This window comes from Temperatibacter marinus (assembly GCF_031598375.1).
Taxonomy (GTDB): domain Bacteria; phylum Pseudomonadota; class Alphaproteobacteria; order Sphingomonadales; family Kordiimonadaceae; genus Temperatibacter; species Temperatibacter marinus.
Genome location: NZ_CP123872.1, coordinates 433,192 through 452,361 on the forward strand (window position 1 = coordinate 433,192; position 19,170 = coordinate 452,361).

The following is a 19,170-nucleotide window of genomic DNA, read 5'->3' on the forward strand; positions in this document are numbered from 1 at the left end:
GAAAGTAAGATGATTGATTTTTTAACGACAGCGAAAATGTTGACGATACTTCCTTTTGCTCTGTCAGCGATTTTAGTTGGCGCCATGGCTCTTCGGACAGTGCTGGTGAAGATCCGAACGGGTCAAAATCCAAACTATTTAAAAGCCAGTGATGATGTAATGGGGTTTTGCGCAAAAATGTACTCGGTTTCCTTCATTGTCATGGTCTTATTTCTCATCGGTCGGTTGATTGATCCATCCCTAGATATCCTCGTTGGGCCAATCCTGCTACTCGCGAGTAAACCAATGATTGCCTTCTCAGGAATTATCCTGGGGCTCGTTGGTGTGATGCTTTGCCTTTGGGCCATGATTGTCATCAGCAAAAATTGGCGGATTGGCATTCCTGAATCCGCTGAAAATGATGATGAAATTGCCCTGGTTACTTCAGGGCCTTTTTCAGTGAGTAGGAACCCTTTTTTCTTAGGCGTGCAACTGCTATTTCTTGGGATTTTCCTAATGGCGCCGAGTGCGATAACCCTTGCTGTCTCTCTGTTAATCTTCTGCACAGTGAATGTACAAGTCAGAGAGGAGGAAGCCTATTTGGTTAAAAAAATAGGCCCCGACTATGAGACCTATTTTTCAAAAGTACGGCGTTGGATTTAGGTTATTTCGGCTGCATCCTGAGGGCGCCGTCTAAGCGAATGACTTCCCCATTTAAATATTGATTTTCTACAATATGTTCCGCAAGACGCGCGAACTCTTCTGGATCGCCCAATCGGCTAGGGTTTGGAACATTCGCCGCTAAGGCTTGACGGTATTCATCGGGGACGGCTGCAAGCATAGGGGTCATAAATATGCCCGGCGCAATGGTCATATTCCGAATTAAATCACGTGAAAGGTCGCGAGCAACAGGCAACGTCATGCCAATAATGCCACCTTTTGAAGCTGCATAGGCCACTTGCCCAATTTGACCTTCATAACCTGCAATTGATGCTGTTGAGATGAGAATGCCACGCTCGCCGTCAATAGGATCCGCTTTGCACAAGCGCTCTGCCACAAGACGAATACAGTTAAAGGAGCCTACAAGGTTCACATCAATAGCCGCTTTATACTTATCAAGCGGCATAGCACCGTCTCGGCCCACTGTTTTTCCCGCACCAATAATACCTGCACAATTCATCAAGACACGCGTTATGCCGTGGGCAGTTTCAGCCAAATCTAAACCAGATCTAACACTCGCCTCATCTGCAACATTCACCTTAGCGAATTGGCCGCCAATTTTCTCTGCCTGTTTATGCCCAGCCTCTTCATTTAAGTCGAAAATTGTCACTTTTGCCCCTTGGGCGGCAAAATATTCTGCTGTTGCGCCTCCAAGCCCCGAAGCGCCTCCTGTAACAACGACACCGATATCTGCTAATTTCATACTCTACTTCCTTTATAGACGTTACTCTTCCTTAGTTTCTTTTAAAGCAGCTTTCATTTCATTCACTTTTTGAATGATTTTCTCTTTAAGCGGTTCTGCCTTAATGGTTTGAACTTCACGATCCTTCATTAATATTTGCCCATGCACAATCGTTGTGACGACATCAGACCCATTCACAGCATAGGCCAGATGCGACATAACATTATAGAGCGGCTGCATCTCGAGAGTTGAGACATCAAGCTGGATCATATCTGCCCATTTCCCAACCTCTAAGCTTCCGACTTCTTGTCCCTTACCAATGGCGCGCGCACCACTGTCTGTCGCCAATGATACAGCATCATAGGCTGGCATGGCTGTTGGGTCTCCGGTAGCTGTTTTGTGAATCAGAGCTGCGAGGTGTATTTCACCCCACATATCAAGGTCATTATTCGAAGCCGCACCATCGGTCCCAAGGCCAACGTGCACACCGGCTTTCATCATTTCTGTCACGGGTGAAATGCCGGCGGCAAGTTTTAAATTAGATGTCGGGTTATGGATTGGACCGAACGGCTTACCGACCATTTCTTTAATTTCTTCTGCTGTCGGATAAACTACATGAGCCGCAATCACTTGTTCTGGTACATCAAAATATCCCAAGTCTTTCACATGAGTCACAGGTGTTTTTCCGTATCTTTCCCCAATGGTTTTTGTCTCAGACGAATCTTCTGCCACATGGATAGAGATCGGAACTCCCAGTTCGCGTGCTGTCTCTGCAGCTTGTTTAAGGTGATTTGGAGCGACAGTATACGGGGCGTGAGGCGCTAGGGCTGGTGTTATGCGCTCATGTTTCCCTTTCCATCTTTTCACATAATCTACACCAGCTTGGTAGCTATCGTCCCACCCCTTAAAGCCCGGACTAGGAAAGTCTATCATGGGAGCACTGATGATCGCTCTAAGGCCACATTCATCTACAACTTGAGCAATTGTGTCTGGATAAAAATACATATCCACAAATGTCGTGGTGCCCGACTTGATCATCTCATAACAAGCGAGAGAAGAGCCAAGCCTGATAAATTCTGGATCTACATATTTGCCCTCCATCGGGAAAATATGCTGTGTAAGCCACTCCATGAGTTTCAAATCATCAGCAAGCCCGCGCATCAAAGTCATACTGGTATGGGTATGGCCATTGACGAGGCCTGGCATCAAAATTTTACCGTCACCTGAGAGTATCGTGTCTGCATGATAGTCACTGAGGATTTCTGCCGCTGTACCAATGGCAACGATCTTGGCGCCCTGAATAGCCACAGCGCCGTCCTCTATTAAATTGCCCTTCTCCATTGTGACAACGTGATCCCCTTTAACAATGAGAGAAACTTGTATCTTATCCGCTGCATCAACCATCGTCGCTAATCCTGTCAAACATATCGTGAGAAGTATGAATATCTGTTTCATTTGAATCCCCTATCAAAACCTTATGGTTCTTATGCCTTTTTTTGTCAAAGATGTCATCCCTAATTGCAATCATTCACGAGCTTGTATAAAGATATTTTTATGAAGTTCTTAAAGTCAATTCTATCCCTTCCCTTTCATCTTGTGGCCTTGCTCACCGGAAGTAATTCTTTTATTGCCAATCCAATTATCGGCTCGAGACTGCTAAACTATTGCGGTCTTCACATTCTAAGATATTGCCTTGCGCATTTTCTAACACAGTGCCGATGGTCTTTTTTGTTGTGGAAAATGCCAGCCTCAGACAGAAAAGCTTTTCATAAGGACGGCTTTCTTGTCCTTCAAAATTACCTCTCTGAGGATGAATTTAACGCCCTTGTTATAGAGACCACAGCCATAGAGGGCGAAGCACGAGAATTATCACAGGGTGACACCCATACACAGAGGATTTTGTTAGATCATGAGAGTTTAGAGAAGAGCCCTGCGCTTAAGAAATTCATATCTAATCGATCGTTCAACAATCTCCTGGATTACGGTGCGAGTTTTGCCCATCCAGCGTTGCTTTACTTGCAGCGGATAAGGAATGGTCTTTACGGCCAAACAACACACTCGTCTGATCCTCAAAAAAATATCCATTCAGATACTTTTCATCCTACCATGAAAGCTTGGTATTTCCTTGAAGATGTCGCCCCGGAAGACGGCCCATTCACCTATGTTGCAGGATCCCATCAATTCACATGGAAGCGGCTAAAGTGGGAGTATAAAAAGTCCATTACTGTTCAAAATCATCCTGATGGATATAGTGAAAAAGGTTCCATGCGCGCGGATATAGAGGACCTAAGAGAGATGGACCTACCTAACCCTCAAGCGCTACCTCTTCCTGCCAATAGTCTGGTCATTGCGAATACACATGGCTTTCACTGCCGGGGACAAGCCGTTGCTGGTCGAGGTCGATTTGAAATATGGGCCTATTGTCGAATGAATCCTTTTATTCCGCTGCCTAAAATTATGGCGCGTTGGGGAGGCCGCTATCAAAGGCGCGTTATGCGCTGGTATTGGTCATACTTGGATAAAAAGAATGAAAAGCGTGGTGTGCCCTCAACCTGGCATCTAATTGATCACAAACTGGTCACAAACAAAGAGTATGACGCAAAGAAATAATCTGTTATATCTTTATTGATAAGCATTTCAGGGACTTGGAACATATGAGCCATCAATTATCCGTCATTATTCTTGCTGCTGGCAAAGGCACACGTATGAAGTCTGACCTTCATAAAGTTCTTCACCCCATTGCAGGCAAACCAATGATCCATCATCTTGTTGAGGCAGTTCAAGACTTGGCTCCTGATGAGATAACTCTTGTTGTCGGGGCGCTGAAAGAACAAGTCATGGAAGCTGTTCCCATGGTAGCTTATGCAGAACAGAAAGAGCAACTGGGGACAGGTCATGCTGTTAAGATTGCTACAGACTCCTTCAAAAACCAAGCTGCGGATGTTTTAATTTTGTACGGCGATGTCCCTTTTATTCCTGCGAGCATCATGCAAGACATGCTGGACAGTCGCAAACAATCCGGGGCTGTCGCCAGCGTTCTTGGCTTTACTCCGAAAGATGCTGCCCGGTACGGCCGCCTTAAACTGGATGCAGAGGGAGGGCTTGAGAGCATTGTTGAATATAAAGATGCATCAGAGGCTGAGCGCAACATTCCTTTATGCAATTCTGGGATGATGGCTGTGGATGGGACATTACTGCCAACTTTACTCTCTAAACTTTCAAATGATAATGCTTCCGGCGAATATTACCTTACAGATATTGTCGAAATTGGACGAAAAATGGGCAAAAAAATCAGTGTAACTCATGCCTGTGAAGAAGATGTGATGGGAGTGAATAGTCGATCCGACTTAGCCCAAGCTGAAGCTATATTTCAAACCAAGATGCGCACCAAAATGATGGACAATGGCATTACGATGATTGATCCAAATAGTGTCTATTTTTCAGCGGATACAGTGATAGACCCAGATGTCGTCATTGAACCCAATGTATTCATTGGTCCTCAAGTTAAGATAATGAAAGGGGCTGTGATTAAAGCTTTCAGTCATCTGGAAGGTGCCGTCATTGGGAAACGCGCTCAAATTGGTCCCTACGCCCGACTGAGGCCAGGAACAAAACTTCATGAAGATACAAAAGTTGGAAATTTTGTTGAAACCAAGAAAGCTATCGTCGGCCCCGGCAGTAAGATCAATCATCTGAGCTATGTTGGAGACAGCCTCCTCGGTAAAAAAGTTAATGTCGGTGCGGGCACCATTACATGCAATTATGATGGATATAATAAATCTGTCACAGAAATGGGGGATGGCAGTTTTATTGGATCAAATACATCTCTGGTTGCCCCTGTTAAAGTTGGTGAGGGGGCCATTGTAGCTGCGGGCAGCACAATCACAAAAGATGTAACAGAGAATAGTCTTGCAAGTGAGCGTGCAAAGCAAACTGAAATTTCTGGTTTCGCCACCAAATTTAGAGCACGTGCTCTTGCAAAAAAAGAGAAAATGAAAAAGGGCTAAACCATGTGCGGCATAATTGGTATTGCAGGACAAACAACAGTAGCAGATCGGCTTGTAGATGCCCTACAACGTCTAGAGTATCGTGGCTATGACAGTGCAGGCATTGCAACTTTTTCTAACGGGAGTCTTGATCGACGGCGGGCAGTAGGCAAACTATCTGCCTTAAGGAAACTGCTCTTCTCTGACCCCTTAGAAGGCACTTCTGGCATTGGCCACACTCGGTGGGCAACACATGGGACTGTAACAGCACAAAATGCCCATCCTCACATGACTGATACCGTAGCTCTGGTGCATAATGGTATTATAGAAAACTTCAAAGATCTCAAAGAAGATTTGGTCTCAAATGGATATACTTTTGAGGGCGAGTCAGACACGGAGGTCGTTACTCAATTATTCACCTTTCATCTCAAGCAAACAGGCTCAGGTCAGGGCGCAATGAAAGCCACACTTGATGCGATTGAAGGCGCTTTTGCTCTCGCAATTCAAATCATAGATGAACCTGACGTCCTCTATTGCGCACGCAAAGGATCACCTCTTGTTGTCGGCATTGGTGAGGGTGAAAATTTTATCGGATCTGATGCTCTTGCGTTGTCTGGTCTCACCAATCGCGTCATTTATCTGGAAGAAGGGGATTGGGCTGTAATCTCCCCTGATACCATTCAGCTCTTTGATCACACGCATACGATGGTTTACAGACAGGAAAAGCAATCCCTCAATACAGGGGCGTTAGTGAGCAAAGGGAATTACAACCACTTCATGCTCAAAGAAATTCATGAGCAACCGATCGTTGTGGCTCAAACATTGGGAAAATACATTGATTACAGCAAGCGTTCTATCGATTTAGGGGATCTCCCAATTGACCTAAGCCAAATTCCTCGTGTGACACTGATAGCTTGCGGTACAAGTTATTATGCTGCCATGGTTGCCAAATATTGGTTTGAAAAAATAGCTAAAGTCCCTGTTGACCTAGATATTGCTTCTGAATTTCGGTACAGAGATGCGGTCATGGCAGAGGGCGGCTTAACTCTATTAATTTCTCAATCAGGCGAGACTGCAGACACTTTAGCTGCACTAAGGCATGCTAAAGAAAAAGGGCAAATAATCGCAACGATCATCAATGTTGATGGATCCAGTATGGCTCGAGAAAGCGAAATGGTCTTCCATACGTATGCTGGACCCGAGATAGGAGTAGCTTCGACGAAAGCCTTCACATGCCAACTTTCTGTTCTAGCATGTTTGGTGCTTGCAACCGCAAAAGCAAAGCAGTCTCTTTCTCAAGAAGACGAGCAACAGTATGTAAAGGCTTTGGAAGAAGCCCCCTCCTTAATGTCAATGGCTCTCACAAAAGAAGACCAATTCAAAACCGTCGCGCGTGACCTTGCAAAAGCAAGAGATATTCTATTTTTAGGGCGCGGGGTGGATTATCCTATCGCCCTTGAAGGCGCCTTAAAATTGAAAGAAATTAGCTATATTCATGCCGAGGGCTACGCAGCGGGCGAGATGAAACATGGGCCCATTGCTTTGATTGATGAAAATGTGCCTGTGATTGTTTTAGCCCCTTCGAGTGAAATCTACGAAAAAACGATCTCCAACATGCAAGAAGTATTGGCGCGGGGCGGTAAAATTGTCCTTATTTCTGATGATGCAGGCCTCCAAGGGTATCGAGACGATAGCCTTGCAACCATTGAGTTACCCAAAGCAAAATCCTTTATCTCACCCTTGCTTTATTCTATTCCGATCCAGTTGTTGGCTTACTATACAGCTATTGCTAAAGGCACAGATGTGGATCAGCCACGGAATTTAGCTAAATCCGTTACAGTTGAATAAATTTTCAAACTGTTGCAAAAATATTACAGACAGTTTCAAAAGATACAGATTCAAGGGCTCATGCTTCGCAATTCATTGCATTTGCACTGCAACATAAATAGACACAGGTCATCAGTTTTTAGTGATGTATGGACCTATATGACGTCTGTGCTCTCGTATTCAAAAAGAAATCGCTTTTTCCTCTCAGGAGTTATTAACTATGAAGCATCTTAAAATGACAAGCAGTATTGCAGCTCTTATGACTGCCACTGCATTCACAACACCAATCCTTGCAGACGATGATCTTATTCTTGAAGAGATCGTTGTTACAGCCCAAAAACGCGAGCAAAGTCTTCAGGATGTTCCTGTCTCTGTTTCTGTGGTTAACGGCGAGCGCATGTCTAACCTTCTTGCTGGCGGCGCTGACATTCGTGCTCTTGCTAGCCGGGTTCCTGGCCTAAACGCAGAATCATCAAACGGTCGCGTCGCACCGCGTTTTTATATCCGTGGTCTTGGTAACACAGATTTTGATCTTGCTGCATCTCAGCCCGTTTCTGTAATCATGGACGGCGTTGTAATGGAAAACGTTGCTCTTAAATCCTTCCCACTTTTCGATGTTCAGCGCGTTGAAGTTCTTCGTGGCCCACAAGGTACATTATTCGGCAAAAACACGCCGGCTGGTATCGTTAAGTTTGACACAAACAAGCCAACCCAAGATGAAGAAGGCTATGCAAGCTTCAACCTAGGTACTCTTGGAACAGTGGAGCTTGAAGGAGCATACGGCGGGTCTATCGATGAGAATTCTAGCTACCGTGTTTCTGCTCTGTATCAACGCCGCGGCGACTGGATCGACAATGGTTACACAGGCGAAGAAAATGCCATGGGCGGTTTCACTGAAACAGCTGCGCGTCTTCAGTTCTTGATCGAAGAAGGACCTGCAAGCCTTCATGTAAGTGTTCAAGGTCGTAAGAATAAAGGCACATCGTCAATTTTCCGTGCGAATATTGTTGGTGGTGGTAGTAATCAGTTGAATGAAAATTATGACCGTGACACTGTTTGGTTTGATGCTGGTGAAAACAACCCACAGGAATACGATGGTCTTGGTGCTTCTGCAACAATCACTTATGATTTTGACACAGTAACTCTGACATCGATCACCTCTTACAACGAAGCTGATGGCTTCTCTCTTGGTGATATTGACGGTGGTTTCGGCGCATCCTTCTTACCGGAAATGGGTCCAGGTTTCATTCCTTTCCCTTCTGCTACAATGGACAGAATGGACAAAACATCTCAGTTCACTCAAGAACTGCGTTTTGCTTCAGCAGCAGACGGCGATGTTCGCTGGCAGGCCGGTGCTTACTATTTCTCAAGTGATCTGAGTGTTACAACATTCCCAGGGTTCGTCCCTGAATCGACTGTGCAACATGACAATTCAAGCTGGTCTTTGTTTGCACAGGTTGACGGCGATGTTGGCGAAAGCACTGTGATAACTGCTGGTGCTCGTTACACAGATGACAAAAAAGAAATGGTTGCTAACCAGGTCTTTGGAACAGTCTACGAAACAGAAATCAGTGACGGTGAGTTGAGCTGGGATATTGCAGTTAACCACGAACTAAACGATGATGTTTCTGTCTATGGTCGCCTTGCTAAAGGCTTCCGCGCTGGATCAATTCAGGGCCGTAACGTTGCATTCCTAGATGCTGTTCCTTTCTCAGTTGCTAAGCCTGAAACAATTCTTTCTGGTGAAGTTGGCTTCAAATCTACCCTCGTAGAGAATAGACTTCGTTTAAATGGTGCCTTCTATAAATGGGAAATGGAGAACCAGCAGATTTCAGCTGTCGGTGGCACAGCTGGTAACTCTATCCTTCTTATCAATGTTCCCCATACAAATGGTTATGGTGCTGAATTTGATCTTGAATGGCTTGTGAATGATAACTGGTTCGTTACTGCAGGGTTCGCCCTCACAGAAACAGAAATCGAATCTTCTGTTCTTGTTGGTACCTGTGCACAATGTACAGTTCTTGACCCAGTGAAGGCGGGTGGTTTTGCTCAAGCACAAGGCAACCCTCTACCACAAGCACCTGATTGGTCTTTGAACTTCACAGCCCGTTACGGTGTTGAACTTGGCGAAGGTGAGTTCTTTGTCTTTACAGATTGGTTCTTCGAAGGCGAAAAGAACCTCTTCATTTACGAATCTGCTGAATATCGTACAAGTGGTGACTTAGAGGGTAATCTTCGCGTAGGTTATACATGGGATGATGGCGGATACGAAGCTGCATTCTATGTGAAAAACATCACAGACGAAGACAACCTAAAAGGTGGTGTTGACTTCAATAACAACACAGCGTTCGTTAACGATGCTCGTACCATCGGCTTCTCTTTCCGCGCTAACTTCTAAGCGATTGAGGTAAGAAAATTTATTAAGGGCCAGAGACATGTCTCTGGCCCTTTTTATTTGCCTATCACTAGCGTTCTCGCTAGAGTGCCTCTTTCTAAATTGCATATAATGAGTGCATATAACGGGGCGGGAAACTCATGAGCGATAATCTCTCTAATACACTAACGACGGCTAAAAGCGGTTCACAACTATCCATGGACATCAATGCAGGCTTTGCCTTCTTCTTGGACTGTGTTGTTAATTTATTTGTGATGGCAGGCATCATGATAGGTGTCTTTAATTTTCCGGCGGAAATATTATTCGGCTATATTATTCCTGGCTGTATCATGGGCATTCTTATTGGTAACCTCGCCAATGTTTACTATGCTAAAAAGTTAGTAAAGAAGACGGGCGTTGATACCCTTACGGCTATTCCGCTGGGGATTGATCTGCCGACTATTCTTGGCATGTGTTTCTTTGTTTTGGGACCAACATTCCTTCTGAATAAAGCAGAACTGGGCGACCTTGAGGCAGGCATGCTTGCTTGGAAAATTGGCCTCGGCGCAACAATTTGGATGGCCCTTATTAAGGCTGGCCTGTCATTCTTTGGCCGGTCCATGCAAAAGACCATTCCAACCATGGCTCTTGTGGGCACAATGGCAGGAATTGCAACTATTTGGCTCGGCGCCAATGCCGTATATAACACCTTTTTACTGCCAGAAGTTGGCCTTTTAGCCCTGGGTATTATGGCTTATGCCCTGATCGCGGGTCATAAACTTCCCTTCAATTTACCGGGGGCAGTGATTGCAATCGTATTTGGAACATTGATCTATTACGTCTTAGCCGCTAATGACTATGGCAGTGGTTATGCTCTCTTACAAGCACCAGAAATTTCGCCCGTTCTCCCGACCATCACATTTGCAGGGTTTTCGACAGTGTTTGACCCTTTAACGCTTGGCTTTATGGGGATTATTTTCCCGTTTGCTCTTTTGATCGCCGCCAGCGCAGTGAATGTTGTTGCAGGTGCAAAAATCATCGGAGATGAATATGATCCCCGCACCATTGTACAAATTGATGCAGGCACCACCTTCTTGATGGCTCTTTTTGGCGGAACAGCGCAAACAACCCCTTACTTTGGGCACACGACCTATAAAAGAATGGGGGCCCGTACTAATTACTCTATGGGAACCGCCGCAGTTATTGCCCTTCTCGGCTTTGTTGGTCTCATTGCTTTTGCTTCAAAGATGATTCCCGTCTCAGTCCTCTCACCAATCCTTGTGGTGGTCGCATCTGATATTATGCGCCTTGCCTTTACAGGCGGCGATGTAAGACATGCCCCCGCGCTCTTATTTGCTCTCATCCCTGCAATTTTAAATTTTGCAAAAGTAAAAGTTGATGAATTGTTCGTAAAAGTTTCCAGTCAGGTCACGGCGGATGGTACGGCAATGACATCCGTTATAGGGGACCAGTGGTTGCAAGGTCACGCTCTTCTCGGTGCACTTGCTTCAGGATATGTTTTAACCTCTATGATCTGGGCTGCTCTTATCGTCTGGATTATTGATCGGAAACTGATCCATGCCGCCCTTGCTGCTTTTACAGCTTCTCTTCTCACTCTCTTTGGCGTAGTCCATTCAATTTCTTCTTCAAGTGGTATGTATCTGCCCTGGAATTTAACGGCCGCTGAGGGTGCCATTCACTTGCCTTATCAACTGGCGACTGGCTATGCGATTATCGGTATATTCTTGCTTATCCTTACGAGAGATAAGAGCCAAGCGTAACGAAGACAAATCACTTTTATGAAGACTAAAAGGCGCCCTATCCGTAAAAGGAAGGCGCCTTTTGGTTCTGCTTTTGTATATATGCGATTTCACATTATTTAAATGTTTGAAGAAATTTCGTCGTTTCAATTTTCAAATTGTGTATTTGATCTTCCAATTGAACAGAAGAAGAATGTAATTCTTGTGCGCGACTTTTAGTTTGCTGAGCAGTGGCACTCACATGCCCGATATTTGCAGTTACGTCCTTCGTGCCTGTTGCCGCCTCTTGAATATTTCGACTAATTTCAGAAGTGGCCGCAGATTGTTCTTCTGTCGCTGCAGAAATGGCTGCCGCAATTTCCTTTAGAGAAGAGATACCGCGTCCAATCTTATCAACAGCCCTCACGGATTGGCTTGTATTATTTTGTATATCCGAGACTTGATGATTAATATCGCCGGTCGCGGAGGCCGTCTGCTGAGCCAAATTTTTCACTTCACTCGCCACCACTGCAAAGCCTTTGCCCGCTTCACCCGCACGAGCCGCTTCAATGGTCGCATTCAGTGCAAGTAAATTAGTTTGCTCGGCAATGTCTGAGATCAGCTTTATCACTGTCCCAATGGTTTCAGAAGACTGGCTCAGCGCCTTAATAGTCTGCTCTGTAGCAGCGGCCTCCTCAGAAGTCTTTTCAGTTTCATGAAGAGATGTCGTCACTTGGCGGGCGATCTCTTCCACAGAAGAGGTTAATTGTTCTGAGGCTGCTGCAACAGTTTGAACATTCATGGTCGCCTGTTTTGACGCCGCCGCTACCGTTGTTGCAAGGCGCTGATTTTCATCTGCCCCCTCCATAAGTTCATCTGCACTTTTCCGTGTATGCTTGGCAGCTTGATCTATCTGGTCAACCAAGGCCATCACATAGGTTTCAAATTCAGTTGCAAGGCGTTTTAATTCATGTCTCTGCCCTTCCTCTTGTTTTTTTATACTCTGTGTAGCTGCATTAATGATTTGAGCACCGCGCTTAAAATCGCCCTGCATCCCAGTTTCCAAGAAACGCCGATAATATCGTTTATCTAAGGCGGCTTCTAAGCTGGCGCTGGCTTCCCGAACATAAGCATCGGTAAGATCAAAAGCTTGATTTAATTGTGCCAATGTAGGGGATAGAGTATCAAAATGATCCCAGTGGATAATCCGCGCACTCAAATCTCCTTTTGCAATCTTTCCTGAGAGATCACTAATTTGATCAAAAGTAGCCTGATAGTGAGCGTTTTGTTCTTTTAGATAAACATTTTCCCTGCGAAGCATTGCAGTGGCTTCATCAGTTTTCTCTTTTTTTCTATTCCAAAACATTAGACGCTCCCTTTCATCATGGACCAAACATATTCATCATATGTGGCCCCAGATTCTTCGAGAGTCTGTTTCAAAAGCTTCTCCCCTGCCATCAAGGCTTCTTTTTGATTTTTATGAAGCGCTTCTTCAGCTACCAAACTTTCATAGAGTGGTATGATCCGAGCAAGAGCATGGGGCGTAGGTTTACGCCGGTTGGAATGATAGCCTATGTGCTGGGCATTTTCATTATAGCTTGGTGTAACATGGGCTAAAACCCAATAATATTTGCCGTCCAAAGCCATATTTTTTACATAGGCAAAAATCTCTTTGCCCGACTGAATGCGCTCCCACAATAGCTTAAAAACACAGCGAGGCATGTCTGGATGGCGAATTATATTATGCGGCTGTCCGATTGCCTGAGTGGTTTCAAGTTGCGCTAAACGACAAAACACATCATTTGCATAGAGAAGGTTCCCCTTCAGATCAGTCTTTGAAACAATGATCTCATGATCATCGAATCGAGCCTCTTGATCCACAGGCTCAACAGAATATTTAACCATCAGTACCTCTCTACCTCTCAAGCGCAACGACCCCTCGTCGCGCAATTCCCTTTTCTGAAAAGTGAAAATCAACTTCTCAGCCAATGGTATTTGACCCGAATTTAAGGTATAATAGAAGAGAGAGGAAGAAATTGACTGTTATCAAGAGTGTCAAATTTTCTCGACAACAGTCACCTTCAATACAGTAACTATAACTTCGTAACAAAAACTTTTAAGAGTTTAGCAAGACGCTTGCCTGCAATTAAACCAAGTTCCATAACTTCTTCATGATTGAGAGGTTCGCCAGTGATGCCTGCTCCCATATTCGTCATTGTTGCAATGCCACACGCTTTCATGCCGTTCAGATGGGAAGCTGTTAAAATTTCAGGCACTGTGGACATTCCAACACAACCACCGCCTAAGACCTGAAAAGCTTTTATCTCTGCAGGGGTTTCAAAGTTTGGTCCCCGAACACCGACATATGTCCCTTCAAAAAGAGGCGTTTCAATTTCAGCCGCACACTCTCGCAAGAGTTGACTATGTTCTTTATCCCATGCATTGGTCATATCGAAAAATCGCGGGCCAAACCGTTCGTCATTCATCCCAGCCATAGGATTTAATCCCGACATATTTATATGATCTGTCATCATCATCAAATTGCCTGGTGTTGCCTCTGGATTCAGGCTGCCCGACGCATTGGTAATCACAAGCAGCGGCACACCCAAGGCCCACATGACCCGTGTAGGATAGGCAAGAGTTGTCTCATCATGCCCTTCATAACCATGCGACCGACCCTGCAGACAAACAATTTCTGTGCCGTTCAGTTTTCCAAAATGAAGACAGCCCGAGTGACCTTGCACCGTTGGCTTCGGAAAGCCAGGGATATCTGTATACTGAATGCGAATGGCCTCTTCTAATTCTTCGGCTAGCTGATTTAGACCGCTGCCAAGAATAATCGCACATTTAGGAGAAAAATCGCCGATTTTACCTCTTAGAAACTCGGCACAGTCTTGCACTTGTTCATAAACGCCCATAGTGATTTCCTTTTATATGTTAATCTCAGGCAGATCGATGCCCTTGCTTTCTTTAATTTCTTCACGACTACATCCAACAAGTTCATGAGGGAAAACCAGCCAGTCGTCTGTCTCCTCAATATAAAAGTCAGGCGTAAGGGATGTCACATTTTTTGCTGGTTTGTAATAGCAAGTGGCGACTTTAATCACTTCTGGAGTATTCTTACGGCATGTGTGACGCAGTTGTTGAATAAGGGCTTCTACTGAGCGTCCGCTATCAAAGACATCATCAACAATCAACAAACTATCTTCACTATTGATGTTGTTAATAATATATTCAAGTCCGTGAACGTGGACTTCTTTTTGTTGTTGCATCCCTACGTAACTGCTTGTGCGGATAGAGATATGGTCTGTCTTCAATCCATAATATTCCATGACTTCTTGGACGGCGATTCCAGTGGGCGTTCCACCGCGCCACACACCAACGATGAATTTTGGCTTGAACCCGGATTCAAGAATGTTAAGTCCAAGTTTGAATGACATATCTAACAGCTCTTGAGCGCTGATATAAACTTTTTGAATATCTGACATGAAGAGTCCTCTAATTATTTGAGGTTTTTTTAAATTATGAGTGTTGTTGCTTTTACTATAAGCGCGTATATTCGTCTACGAGTTTTATTAGGTAAAAGAGAGTGGAGTTTTATATGGCCCGTGCAATCATTCTGGTCTTAGACAGCCTAGGTATAGGATATACACCGGATGCTGTCACTTTTGGGGATAAAGGTGCCAATACGCTTGGGCATATTGCTCAGTGGTGCGCTGAGGGTAATACAAGTGAGTTTTGGCCTGTGGGTCGACAGATGCACTTACCCAATCTTGCACAGCTGGGTCTAGGTAAAGCAGCAGAGCTTGTATCCGGCACGCTTCCAAAAGGATTGGAAACTTCAACGGTGATTGGGTCATACGCTGCGTGCGAGGAAATTTCAAAAGGAAAAGACACGCCTTCCGGTCACTGGGAAATGGCTGGTGTTCCCGTCCTCTTTGACTGGGGATATTTCCCTAAATCCTACCCTTCTTTTCCTCAGCAATTAACGGATCGTCTCATTCAAGAAGCCAATTTACCAGGGATTCTTGGTAACAAACATGCAAGTGGAACCACAATCATTGCGGAATTGGGGGACGAACATATTGAAACAGGACAACCCATCTTTTACACGTCAGCAGATAGTGTCTTACAAATTGCCGCTCATGAAGAGCATTTTGGTTTAGACCGACTGTATGACCTTTGTTATAAAGCGCGCCAAGCTGTCGATGACTTGGACTTGAATATTGGTCGTATTATCGCACGCCCCTTTCTTGGGGATTCTAGTGCTAACTATGCCCGCACTGGCAATCGTAAAGATATTGCAACACCGCCTCACGAACCTACCCTGCTGGACCATCTTACTGAGGCCGGCCGTTCAGTTATTGCTGTGGGAAAAATTAGTGACATTTACGCAGGGTCAGGCATTTCAAAATCTATTAAAGCTTCAGGGCATGACGCTCTCTTTGAGCAAACACTCCGAGCTATGGATACAGCGCAAGACGGTGATTTAATTTTCACAAATTTTGTGGAATTTGATCAAAGTTTTGGTCATAGAAGAAATCCTGGCGGCTATGCGGATTGCCTAGAACACTTTGATCGACGCATCGTTGAGGTCACCACTAAAATGGCAGAGGATGATCTGTTAATCCTGACAGCTGATCACGGGTGTGACACAACGTGGGAAGGATCAGATCACACAAGAGAACATGTCCCCTTCCTTGCTTACAGACCAAACTTACCGGCCGAAAACATGGGCGTGAGAAAGAGCTTTGCTGATATTGGGCAAACAGTGGCCTCCTATCTTAACGTGAAACCTGTCGGTCACGGGACTAAGGCCCTTTAATAAGGAAATAATATGGAGCAATTACACAAGGCCCCTTCAGATATTTTTGACAAAGTTATTGAGGCTTGGAAAAGTTGGCGCTCTTCTTCAGAAACTATTCCCACAAAAAAGGATATCAGACCGCAAGCTCTTCATCGGTATTTGCCGCATATCGTCTTAATGGATTATGAAGGAGATGGCATAGCTCGCTATACGCTCATCGGCGAGCAAGTGAAAGAATTATACGCTCGTCAGATGGTGAACGAGAATACACATAACATTAAGCCTGCAACGCAAGAACAAATTCCTATTCATCGTCAGCTTGTCAAAGGCATCAATGACTATAGATGTGGGATTGTTACACACAGACGCCTCAATGATGAGCGTTCCATTCAATGGAACATGAAAATACTGAGCCTTCCTCTTGCAGGATCAGAAGGACGCAGTCACTTTATACTCGCGGTAAATTACATGCCTGACCGCCCTGAAGATAATTCTGCCTGGCAAAGTATGGTTAGTTTTGATGTTGAGAATACCATCATTACTGCAGTAAAGCGTTTAGACTTGGGTTTTGGTGTTTTCGACTTCCCCTCTGAAAATGCGAAAAATATTCGCGATTTGGGTATAGAAAGAATTTGTTAAGGTTTTCAGGATAGGCTTCTTTTCTAAGAGCTAGGGGAGAATACTATGGAAGCGCTGGTCAAACCACCAGCAAATGTTTTTGACGTGCTGATTACAGCATGGTTAAAATGGCGAGATCATTCAAGTTCGCCTATTCCGTGCCGCCATGAAATTCACCCGAAAGATATGACCTCTATCCTACCCTATGTGATGGTTTTAGATAACCTCAAGGAAAGTACTGCGAGCTACTCCCTTGTGGGCGAGCAAATGAAGATCATTTACACGAACAATCTAAAGTCACGCAACATAATCTCCACGCGTGCCAATGTGATCACACAGAAGAAACTGCATAAATATTTGATCGAAAATATTCAATCAAAGCACTGCGGCACCTTGACGCGACGGTTGGCTCAAGACAGTCAAAATCGTGATTGGCATTATGATGTACTTACCCTGCCTCTCCTCAATAAGGATGGCAGTTATAGCTTGATCATTACTGTTGATATGGAACCTCTTGTTGAAGATAAAAAATCGGCGTGGATGCTTGTAGACTCCCTCACAATCGATCAAGCAATTCTACTTGAAATTGAACGCCTTGATCTGGGCGAAGGAGTCTTCGACTTTCCCTACGATTTAGCTGCAGGCGTAAAGAATTGTGGTGTGCGGACTATATAAGTCCCATCTAACTCGCACAGTTTTCGCGTACTTAATAATTTTCTAGAGCCTCAGAAACGGAAACTGGCTTACCGTATAACCACCCCTGTGCATATGTTACACCGATATCCTGTAAGAATTGCTTTTGCTTCTCGTCTTCAACACATTCTCCGACGGTGGTAATATTCAATTTTGTACAGAGATCCGCCATGGAGCGAAGAAAAGAACGATTCTCCTCTTCTTCGATGCCTTTACGGATGTAAACACCATCAATTTTCACCACATCCACTTTAAGGGCTCTCAAATATTGTAAGCCAGCCGCGCCAGCGCCAAAATCATCAAGACAAACAATGTGCCCAAACTCCCTAATCCGCGATAAAATTTTATTGGTTGTCTCTAAATCATCAATCTGGCTTGATTCAGTTAATTCAAACGATAAATTCTTTCGAATATCGTCACAGTCTTCAAGAATTCTGAAAAAATGTCGCAGGAATATGGATGATTGAATTGATTTCCCAGAAATATTCACTGCCACAGAAATATTGTACCCTATACGTTTAAGCCGCTTAATAAGATGAATGACCTTCAAAGTCATCGCCAAATCAAACTCATGGATGACGCCCATTTCTTCAGCAAAACACATGAAAAAATAAGGTGATCCATCATAAACACGGTGATCAAAGCGACATAGGGCTTCATAATGATGTAGTTTGCCAGTTTCAATATGAACGATAGGCTGTAGGGCGATGTCAAAATACTCTTGTGTCACAATTGTTTTAAAAGCGCGTAGTTGCATCTTAGCTTTTTGCAATCGTTTTTCGTAATCCCCTGACACCCCGGTCAAAGAATTCGATTTGCCCCCTCTGGAAGCCTGTTGCAAACTAAAAACGGCAGCTTTTACAGCCTCTTCTTCGCTGAGGCCATCATCCCCTGTTATTGAGTCAATTCTTAAGAAATTAGTATTCGTCTTAAGGGCATTGTCAAAAGACTGCTGAATATCCGGCTTGTTTTCTACAGCCTTGATTTCGCTAGAGACATCCACTTTGCGAGGATCGTCTCGATCCGTTGCCGCTTCTATCAAAAGCTTACTCAGCTTCAAAATCCGTTCATTAAGTGGGGGCTGATCTTCATCGAAAAAGCCCGCTAACTTTAACAACGCTTGCCCTTCAGAGATGTTGAGCCCATCAGCATAATCGCTGACACGTTTAGAAAGAGAATTAAAATGATCGGTCGTGAACTGCCGATCTGGGCGCGAGGCTGGCCTTTGACTGAGAGAGGGAAGGACGAGATCTCCCGCATAGGGTCTTAACATTAATTGGTAATAAATCACACCGTCCTTGCGATGAGATGTCCCATAAAGATTAACCGCAATTTCTTTTTGATTTTCCTTCACGATCCGAAAAGGAGCAGGCCCTATTTTCCTCTGCTTATTCAATTTTCTCTTCAGCAGAGTGAACAAAGGAAGGTCATCAGGGTGCAAAGCATTCTGCAGAGAATCGCCTTTTTGCAGCATGCGGCCTAATAAATCAGGATTAGACCAAGAAATTTCCTGGATAATATCCTCGGAGTCTATCTCGAGTATGACGTCTGCCATAGCCTTTAAAAATGATTTAAAGGCTCCTTCATCTATTGCAGAAAACTCCATAACTCCTCCTCATCTCATAGCTTCAGATCCTACAATAGGCTGATTTTAATCCAAATAGATAATAAAAATGCATATAAATTAGTGCGATCCATAAAATTCCATTGGCTTTTTGCTCACAATAAGTTTACGTTCACGTCAA

16 protein-coding genes are annotated in these 19,170 nt (G+C 44.4%); 9 read left to right on the forward strand and 7 right to left on the reverse strand.

Translation table 11 applies throughout. The features are described from left to right. Positions 1-9 precede the first annotated feature (9 nt). A complete protein-coding gene (locus QGN29_RS02035) occupies positions 10-642 on the forward strand; it encodes a methyltransferase family protein (RefSeq protein ID WP_310798994.1) in 633 nt (210 codons plus the stop codon). A 1-nt stretch (position 643) separates the two neighbouring features. Here the strand turns inward: QGN29_RS02035 and QGN29_RS02040 are convergent, their stop codons facing one another. Both QGN29_RS02040 and QGN29_RS02045 read right to left on the reverse strand, forming a co-directional pair. Then, the gene (locus QGN29_RS02040; RefSeq protein ID WP_310798995.1) at positions 644-1,402 is read right to left on the reverse strand and encodes an SDR family NAD(P)-dependent oxidoreductase; all 759 of its coding nucleotides are present in this window, start codon (positions 1,400-1,402) and stop codon (positions 644-646) included. Positions 1,403-1,423: 21 nt separating this feature from the next. Further along, positions 1,424-2,836, reverse strand: coding sequence for an amidohydrolase (locus QGN29_RS02045; protein ID WP_310798996.1), 1,413 nt, complete (start codon positions 2,834-2,836; stop codon positions 1,424-1,426). Between the two features lie 99 nt (positions 2,837-2,935). Between QGN29_RS02045 and QGN29_RS02050 the strand changes: the two genes are divergently transcribed. From QGN29_RS02050 to QGN29_RS02070, 5 genes are all read left to right on the forward strand, one after another. Then, on the forward strand, positions 2,936-3,991 hold the full coding sequence (locus QGN29_RS02050; RefSeq protein WP_310798997.1) for a phytanoyl-CoA dioxygenase family protein: 1,056 nt from the start codon (positions 2,936-2,938) through the stop codon (positions 3,989-3,991). A gap of 44 nt (positions 3,992-4,035) precedes the next feature. Beyond that, positions 4,036-5,388 (forward strand): bifunctional UDP-N-acetylglucosamine diphosphorylase/glucosamine-1-phosphate N-acetyltransferase GlmU, encoded by a 1,353-nt coding sequence (gene glmU / locus QGN29_RS02055; RefSeq protein ID WP_310798998.1) that lies wholly within the window; start codon positions 4,036-4,038, stop codon positions 5,386-5,388. 3 nt (positions 5,389-5,391) lie between these two features. Further along, positions 5,392-7,215 (forward strand): glutamine--fructose-6-phosphate transaminase (isomerizing), encoded by a 1,824-nt coding sequence (gene glmS / locus QGN29_RS02060; protein WP_310798999.1) that lies wholly within the window; start codon positions 5,392-5,394, stop codon positions 7,213-7,215. A 199-nt stretch (positions 7,216-7,414) separates the two neighbouring features. After that, a complete protein-coding gene (locus tag QGN29_RS02065) occupies positions 7,415-9,592 on the forward strand; it encodes a TonB-dependent receptor (protein ID WP_310799000.1) in 2,178 nt (725 codons plus the stop codon). 137 nt (positions 9,593-9,729) lie between these two features. Next, positions 9,730-11,349 (forward strand): SulP family inorganic anion transporter, encoded by a 1,620-nt coding sequence (locus tag QGN29_RS02070; RefSeq protein ID WP_310799001.1) that lies wholly within the window; start codon positions 9,730-9,732, stop codon positions 11,347-11,349. A 94-nt stretch (positions 11,350-11,443) separates the two neighbouring features. On the opposite strand, the gene QGN29_RS02075 is transcribed toward QGN29_RS02070, so the two are convergent. The 4 genes from QGN29_RS02075 to QGN29_RS02090 form a co-directional block, all read right to left on the reverse strand. Further along, a complete protein-coding gene (locus tag QGN29_RS02075; RefSeq protein WP_310799002.1) occupies positions 11,444-12,673 on the reverse strand; it encodes a methyl-accepting chemotaxis protein in 1,230 nt (409 codons plus the stop codon). Further along, positions 12,673-13,212 (reverse strand): PAS domain-containing protein, encoded by a 540-nt coding sequence (locus tag QGN29_RS02080; protein ID WP_310799003.1) that lies wholly within the window; start codon positions 13,210-13,212, stop codon positions 12,673-12,675. Before QGN29_RS02080 ends, QGN29_RS02075 begins: the two co-directional genes overlap by 1 nt. A 188-nt stretch (positions 13,213-13,400) precedes the next feature. Further along, on the reverse strand, positions 13,401-14,225 hold the full coding sequence (locus QGN29_RS02085) for a purine-nucleoside phosphorylase (protein WP_310799004.1): 825 nt from the start codon (positions 14,223-14,225) through the stop codon (positions 13,401-13,403). A 12-nt stretch (positions 14,226-14,237) separates the two neighbouring features. Next, positions 14,238-14,795, reverse strand: a complete 558-nt coding sequence (locus tag QGN29_RS02090) for a phosphoribosyltransferase (RefSeq protein ID WP_310799005.1) — start codon at positions 14,793-14,795, stop codon at positions 14,238-14,240. 113 nt (positions 14,796-14,908) lie between these two features. Here QGN29_RS02090 and QGN29_RS02095 point away from each other — a divergent pair, with 113 nt between their 5' ends. The 3 genes from QGN29_RS02095 to QGN29_RS02105 are packed head-to-tail and all read left to right on the forward strand — an operon-like array spanning position 14,909 to position 17,407. Further along, positions 14,909-16,132: a phosphopentomutase gene (locus QGN29_RS02095; protein ID WP_310799006.1), complete on the forward strand. Its 1,224-nt coding sequence runs from the start codon at positions 14,909-14,911 to the stop codon at positions 16,130-16,132. 12 nt (positions 16,133-16,144) lie between these two features. Then, complete coding sequence (locus QGN29_RS02100; protein WP_310799007.1) at positions 16,145-16,753, forward strand: PAS domain-containing protein; 609 nt, start codon at positions 16,145-16,147, stop codon at positions 16,751-16,753. A 45-nt stretch (positions 16,754-16,798) separates the two neighbouring features. Beyond that, positions 16,799-17,407, forward strand: coding sequence for a PAS domain-containing protein (locus QGN29_RS02105; RefSeq protein ID WP_310799008.1), 609 nt, complete (start codon positions 16,799-16,801; stop codon positions 17,405-17,407). A gap of 31 nt (positions 17,408-17,438) precedes the next feature. Here QGN29_RS02105 and QGN29_RS02110 read toward each other — a convergent pair whose 3' ends face one another. Then, positions 17,439-19,031 (reverse strand): EAL domain-containing protein, encoded by a 1,593-nt coding sequence (locus QGN29_RS02110; protein WP_310799009.1) that lies wholly within the window; start codon positions 19,029-19,031, stop codon positions 17,439-17,441. Positions 19,032-19,170: the final 139 nt, after the last annotated feature.

What these genes read in the sequence shown, in the direction of transcription:
- glmU (WP_310798998.1), top strand. Translation starts at nt 4,036, where the DNA reads ATGAGCCATCAATTATCCGTCATTATTCTTGCTGCTGGCAAAGGCACA.
- QGN29_RS02065 (WP_310799000.1), top strand. Translation starts at nt 7,415, where the DNA reads ATGAAGCATCTTAAAATGACAAGCAGTATTGCAGCTCTTATGACTGCC.
- QGN29_RS02035 (WP_310798994.1), top strand. Translation starts at nt 10, where the DNA reads ATGATTGATTTTTTAACGACAGCGAAAATGTTGACGATACTTCCTTTT.
- QGN29_RS02045 (WP_310798996.1), bottom strand. Translation starts at nt 2,836, where the DNA reads ATGAAACAGATATTCATACTTCTCACGATATGTTTGACAGGATTAGCG.
- QGN29_RS02080 (WP_310799003.1), bottom strand. Translation starts at nt 13,212, where the DNA reads ATGGTTAAATATTCTGTTGAGCCTGTGGATCAAGAGGCTCGATTCGAT.
- QGN29_RS02070 (WP_310799001.1), top strand. Translation starts at nt 9,730, where the DNA reads ATGAGCGATAATCTCTCTAATACACTAACGACGGCTAAAAGCGGTTCA.
- QGN29_RS02105 (WP_310799008.1), top strand. Translation starts at nt 16,799, where the DNA reads ATGGAAGCGCTGGTCAAACCACCAGCAAATGTTTTTGACGTGCTGATT.
- QGN29_RS02100 (WP_310799007.1), top strand. Translation starts at nt 16,145, where the DNA reads ATGGAGCAATTACACAAGGCCCCTTCAGATATTTTTGACAAAGTTATT.
- glmS (WP_310798999.1), top strand. Translation starts at nt 5,392, where the DNA reads ATGTGCGGCATAATTGGTATTGCAGGACAAACAACAGTAGCAGATCGG.
- QGN29_RS02095 (WP_310799006.1), top strand. Translation starts at nt 14,909, where the DNA reads ATGGCCCGTGCAATCATTCTGGTCTTAGACAGCCTAGGTATAGGATAT.
- QGN29_RS02085 (WP_310799004.1), bottom strand. Translation starts at nt 14,225, where the DNA reads ATGGGCGTTTATGAACAAGTGCAAGACTGTGCCGAGTTTCTAAGAGGT.
- QGN29_RS02050 (WP_310798997.1), top strand. Translation starts at nt 2,936, where the DNA reads ATGAAGTTCTTAAAGTCAATTCTATCCCTTCCCTTTCATCTTGTGGCC.
- QGN29_RS02110 (WP_310799009.1), bottom strand. Translation starts at nt 19,031, where the DNA reads ATGGAGTTTTCTGCAATAGATGAAGGAGCCTTTAAATCATTTTTAAAG.
- QGN29_RS02075 (WP_310799002.1), bottom strand. Translation starts at nt 12,673, where the DNA reads ATGTTTTGGAATAGAAAAAAAGAGAAAACTGATGAAGCCACTGCAATG.
- QGN29_RS02040 (WP_310798995.1), bottom strand. Translation starts at nt 1,402, where the DNA reads ATGAAATTAGCAGATATCGGTGTCGTTGTTACAGGAGGCGCTTCGGGG.
- QGN29_RS02090 (WP_310799005.1), bottom strand. Translation starts at nt 14,795, where the DNA reads ATGTCAGATATTCAAAAAGTTTATATCAGCGCTCAAGAGCTGTTAGAT.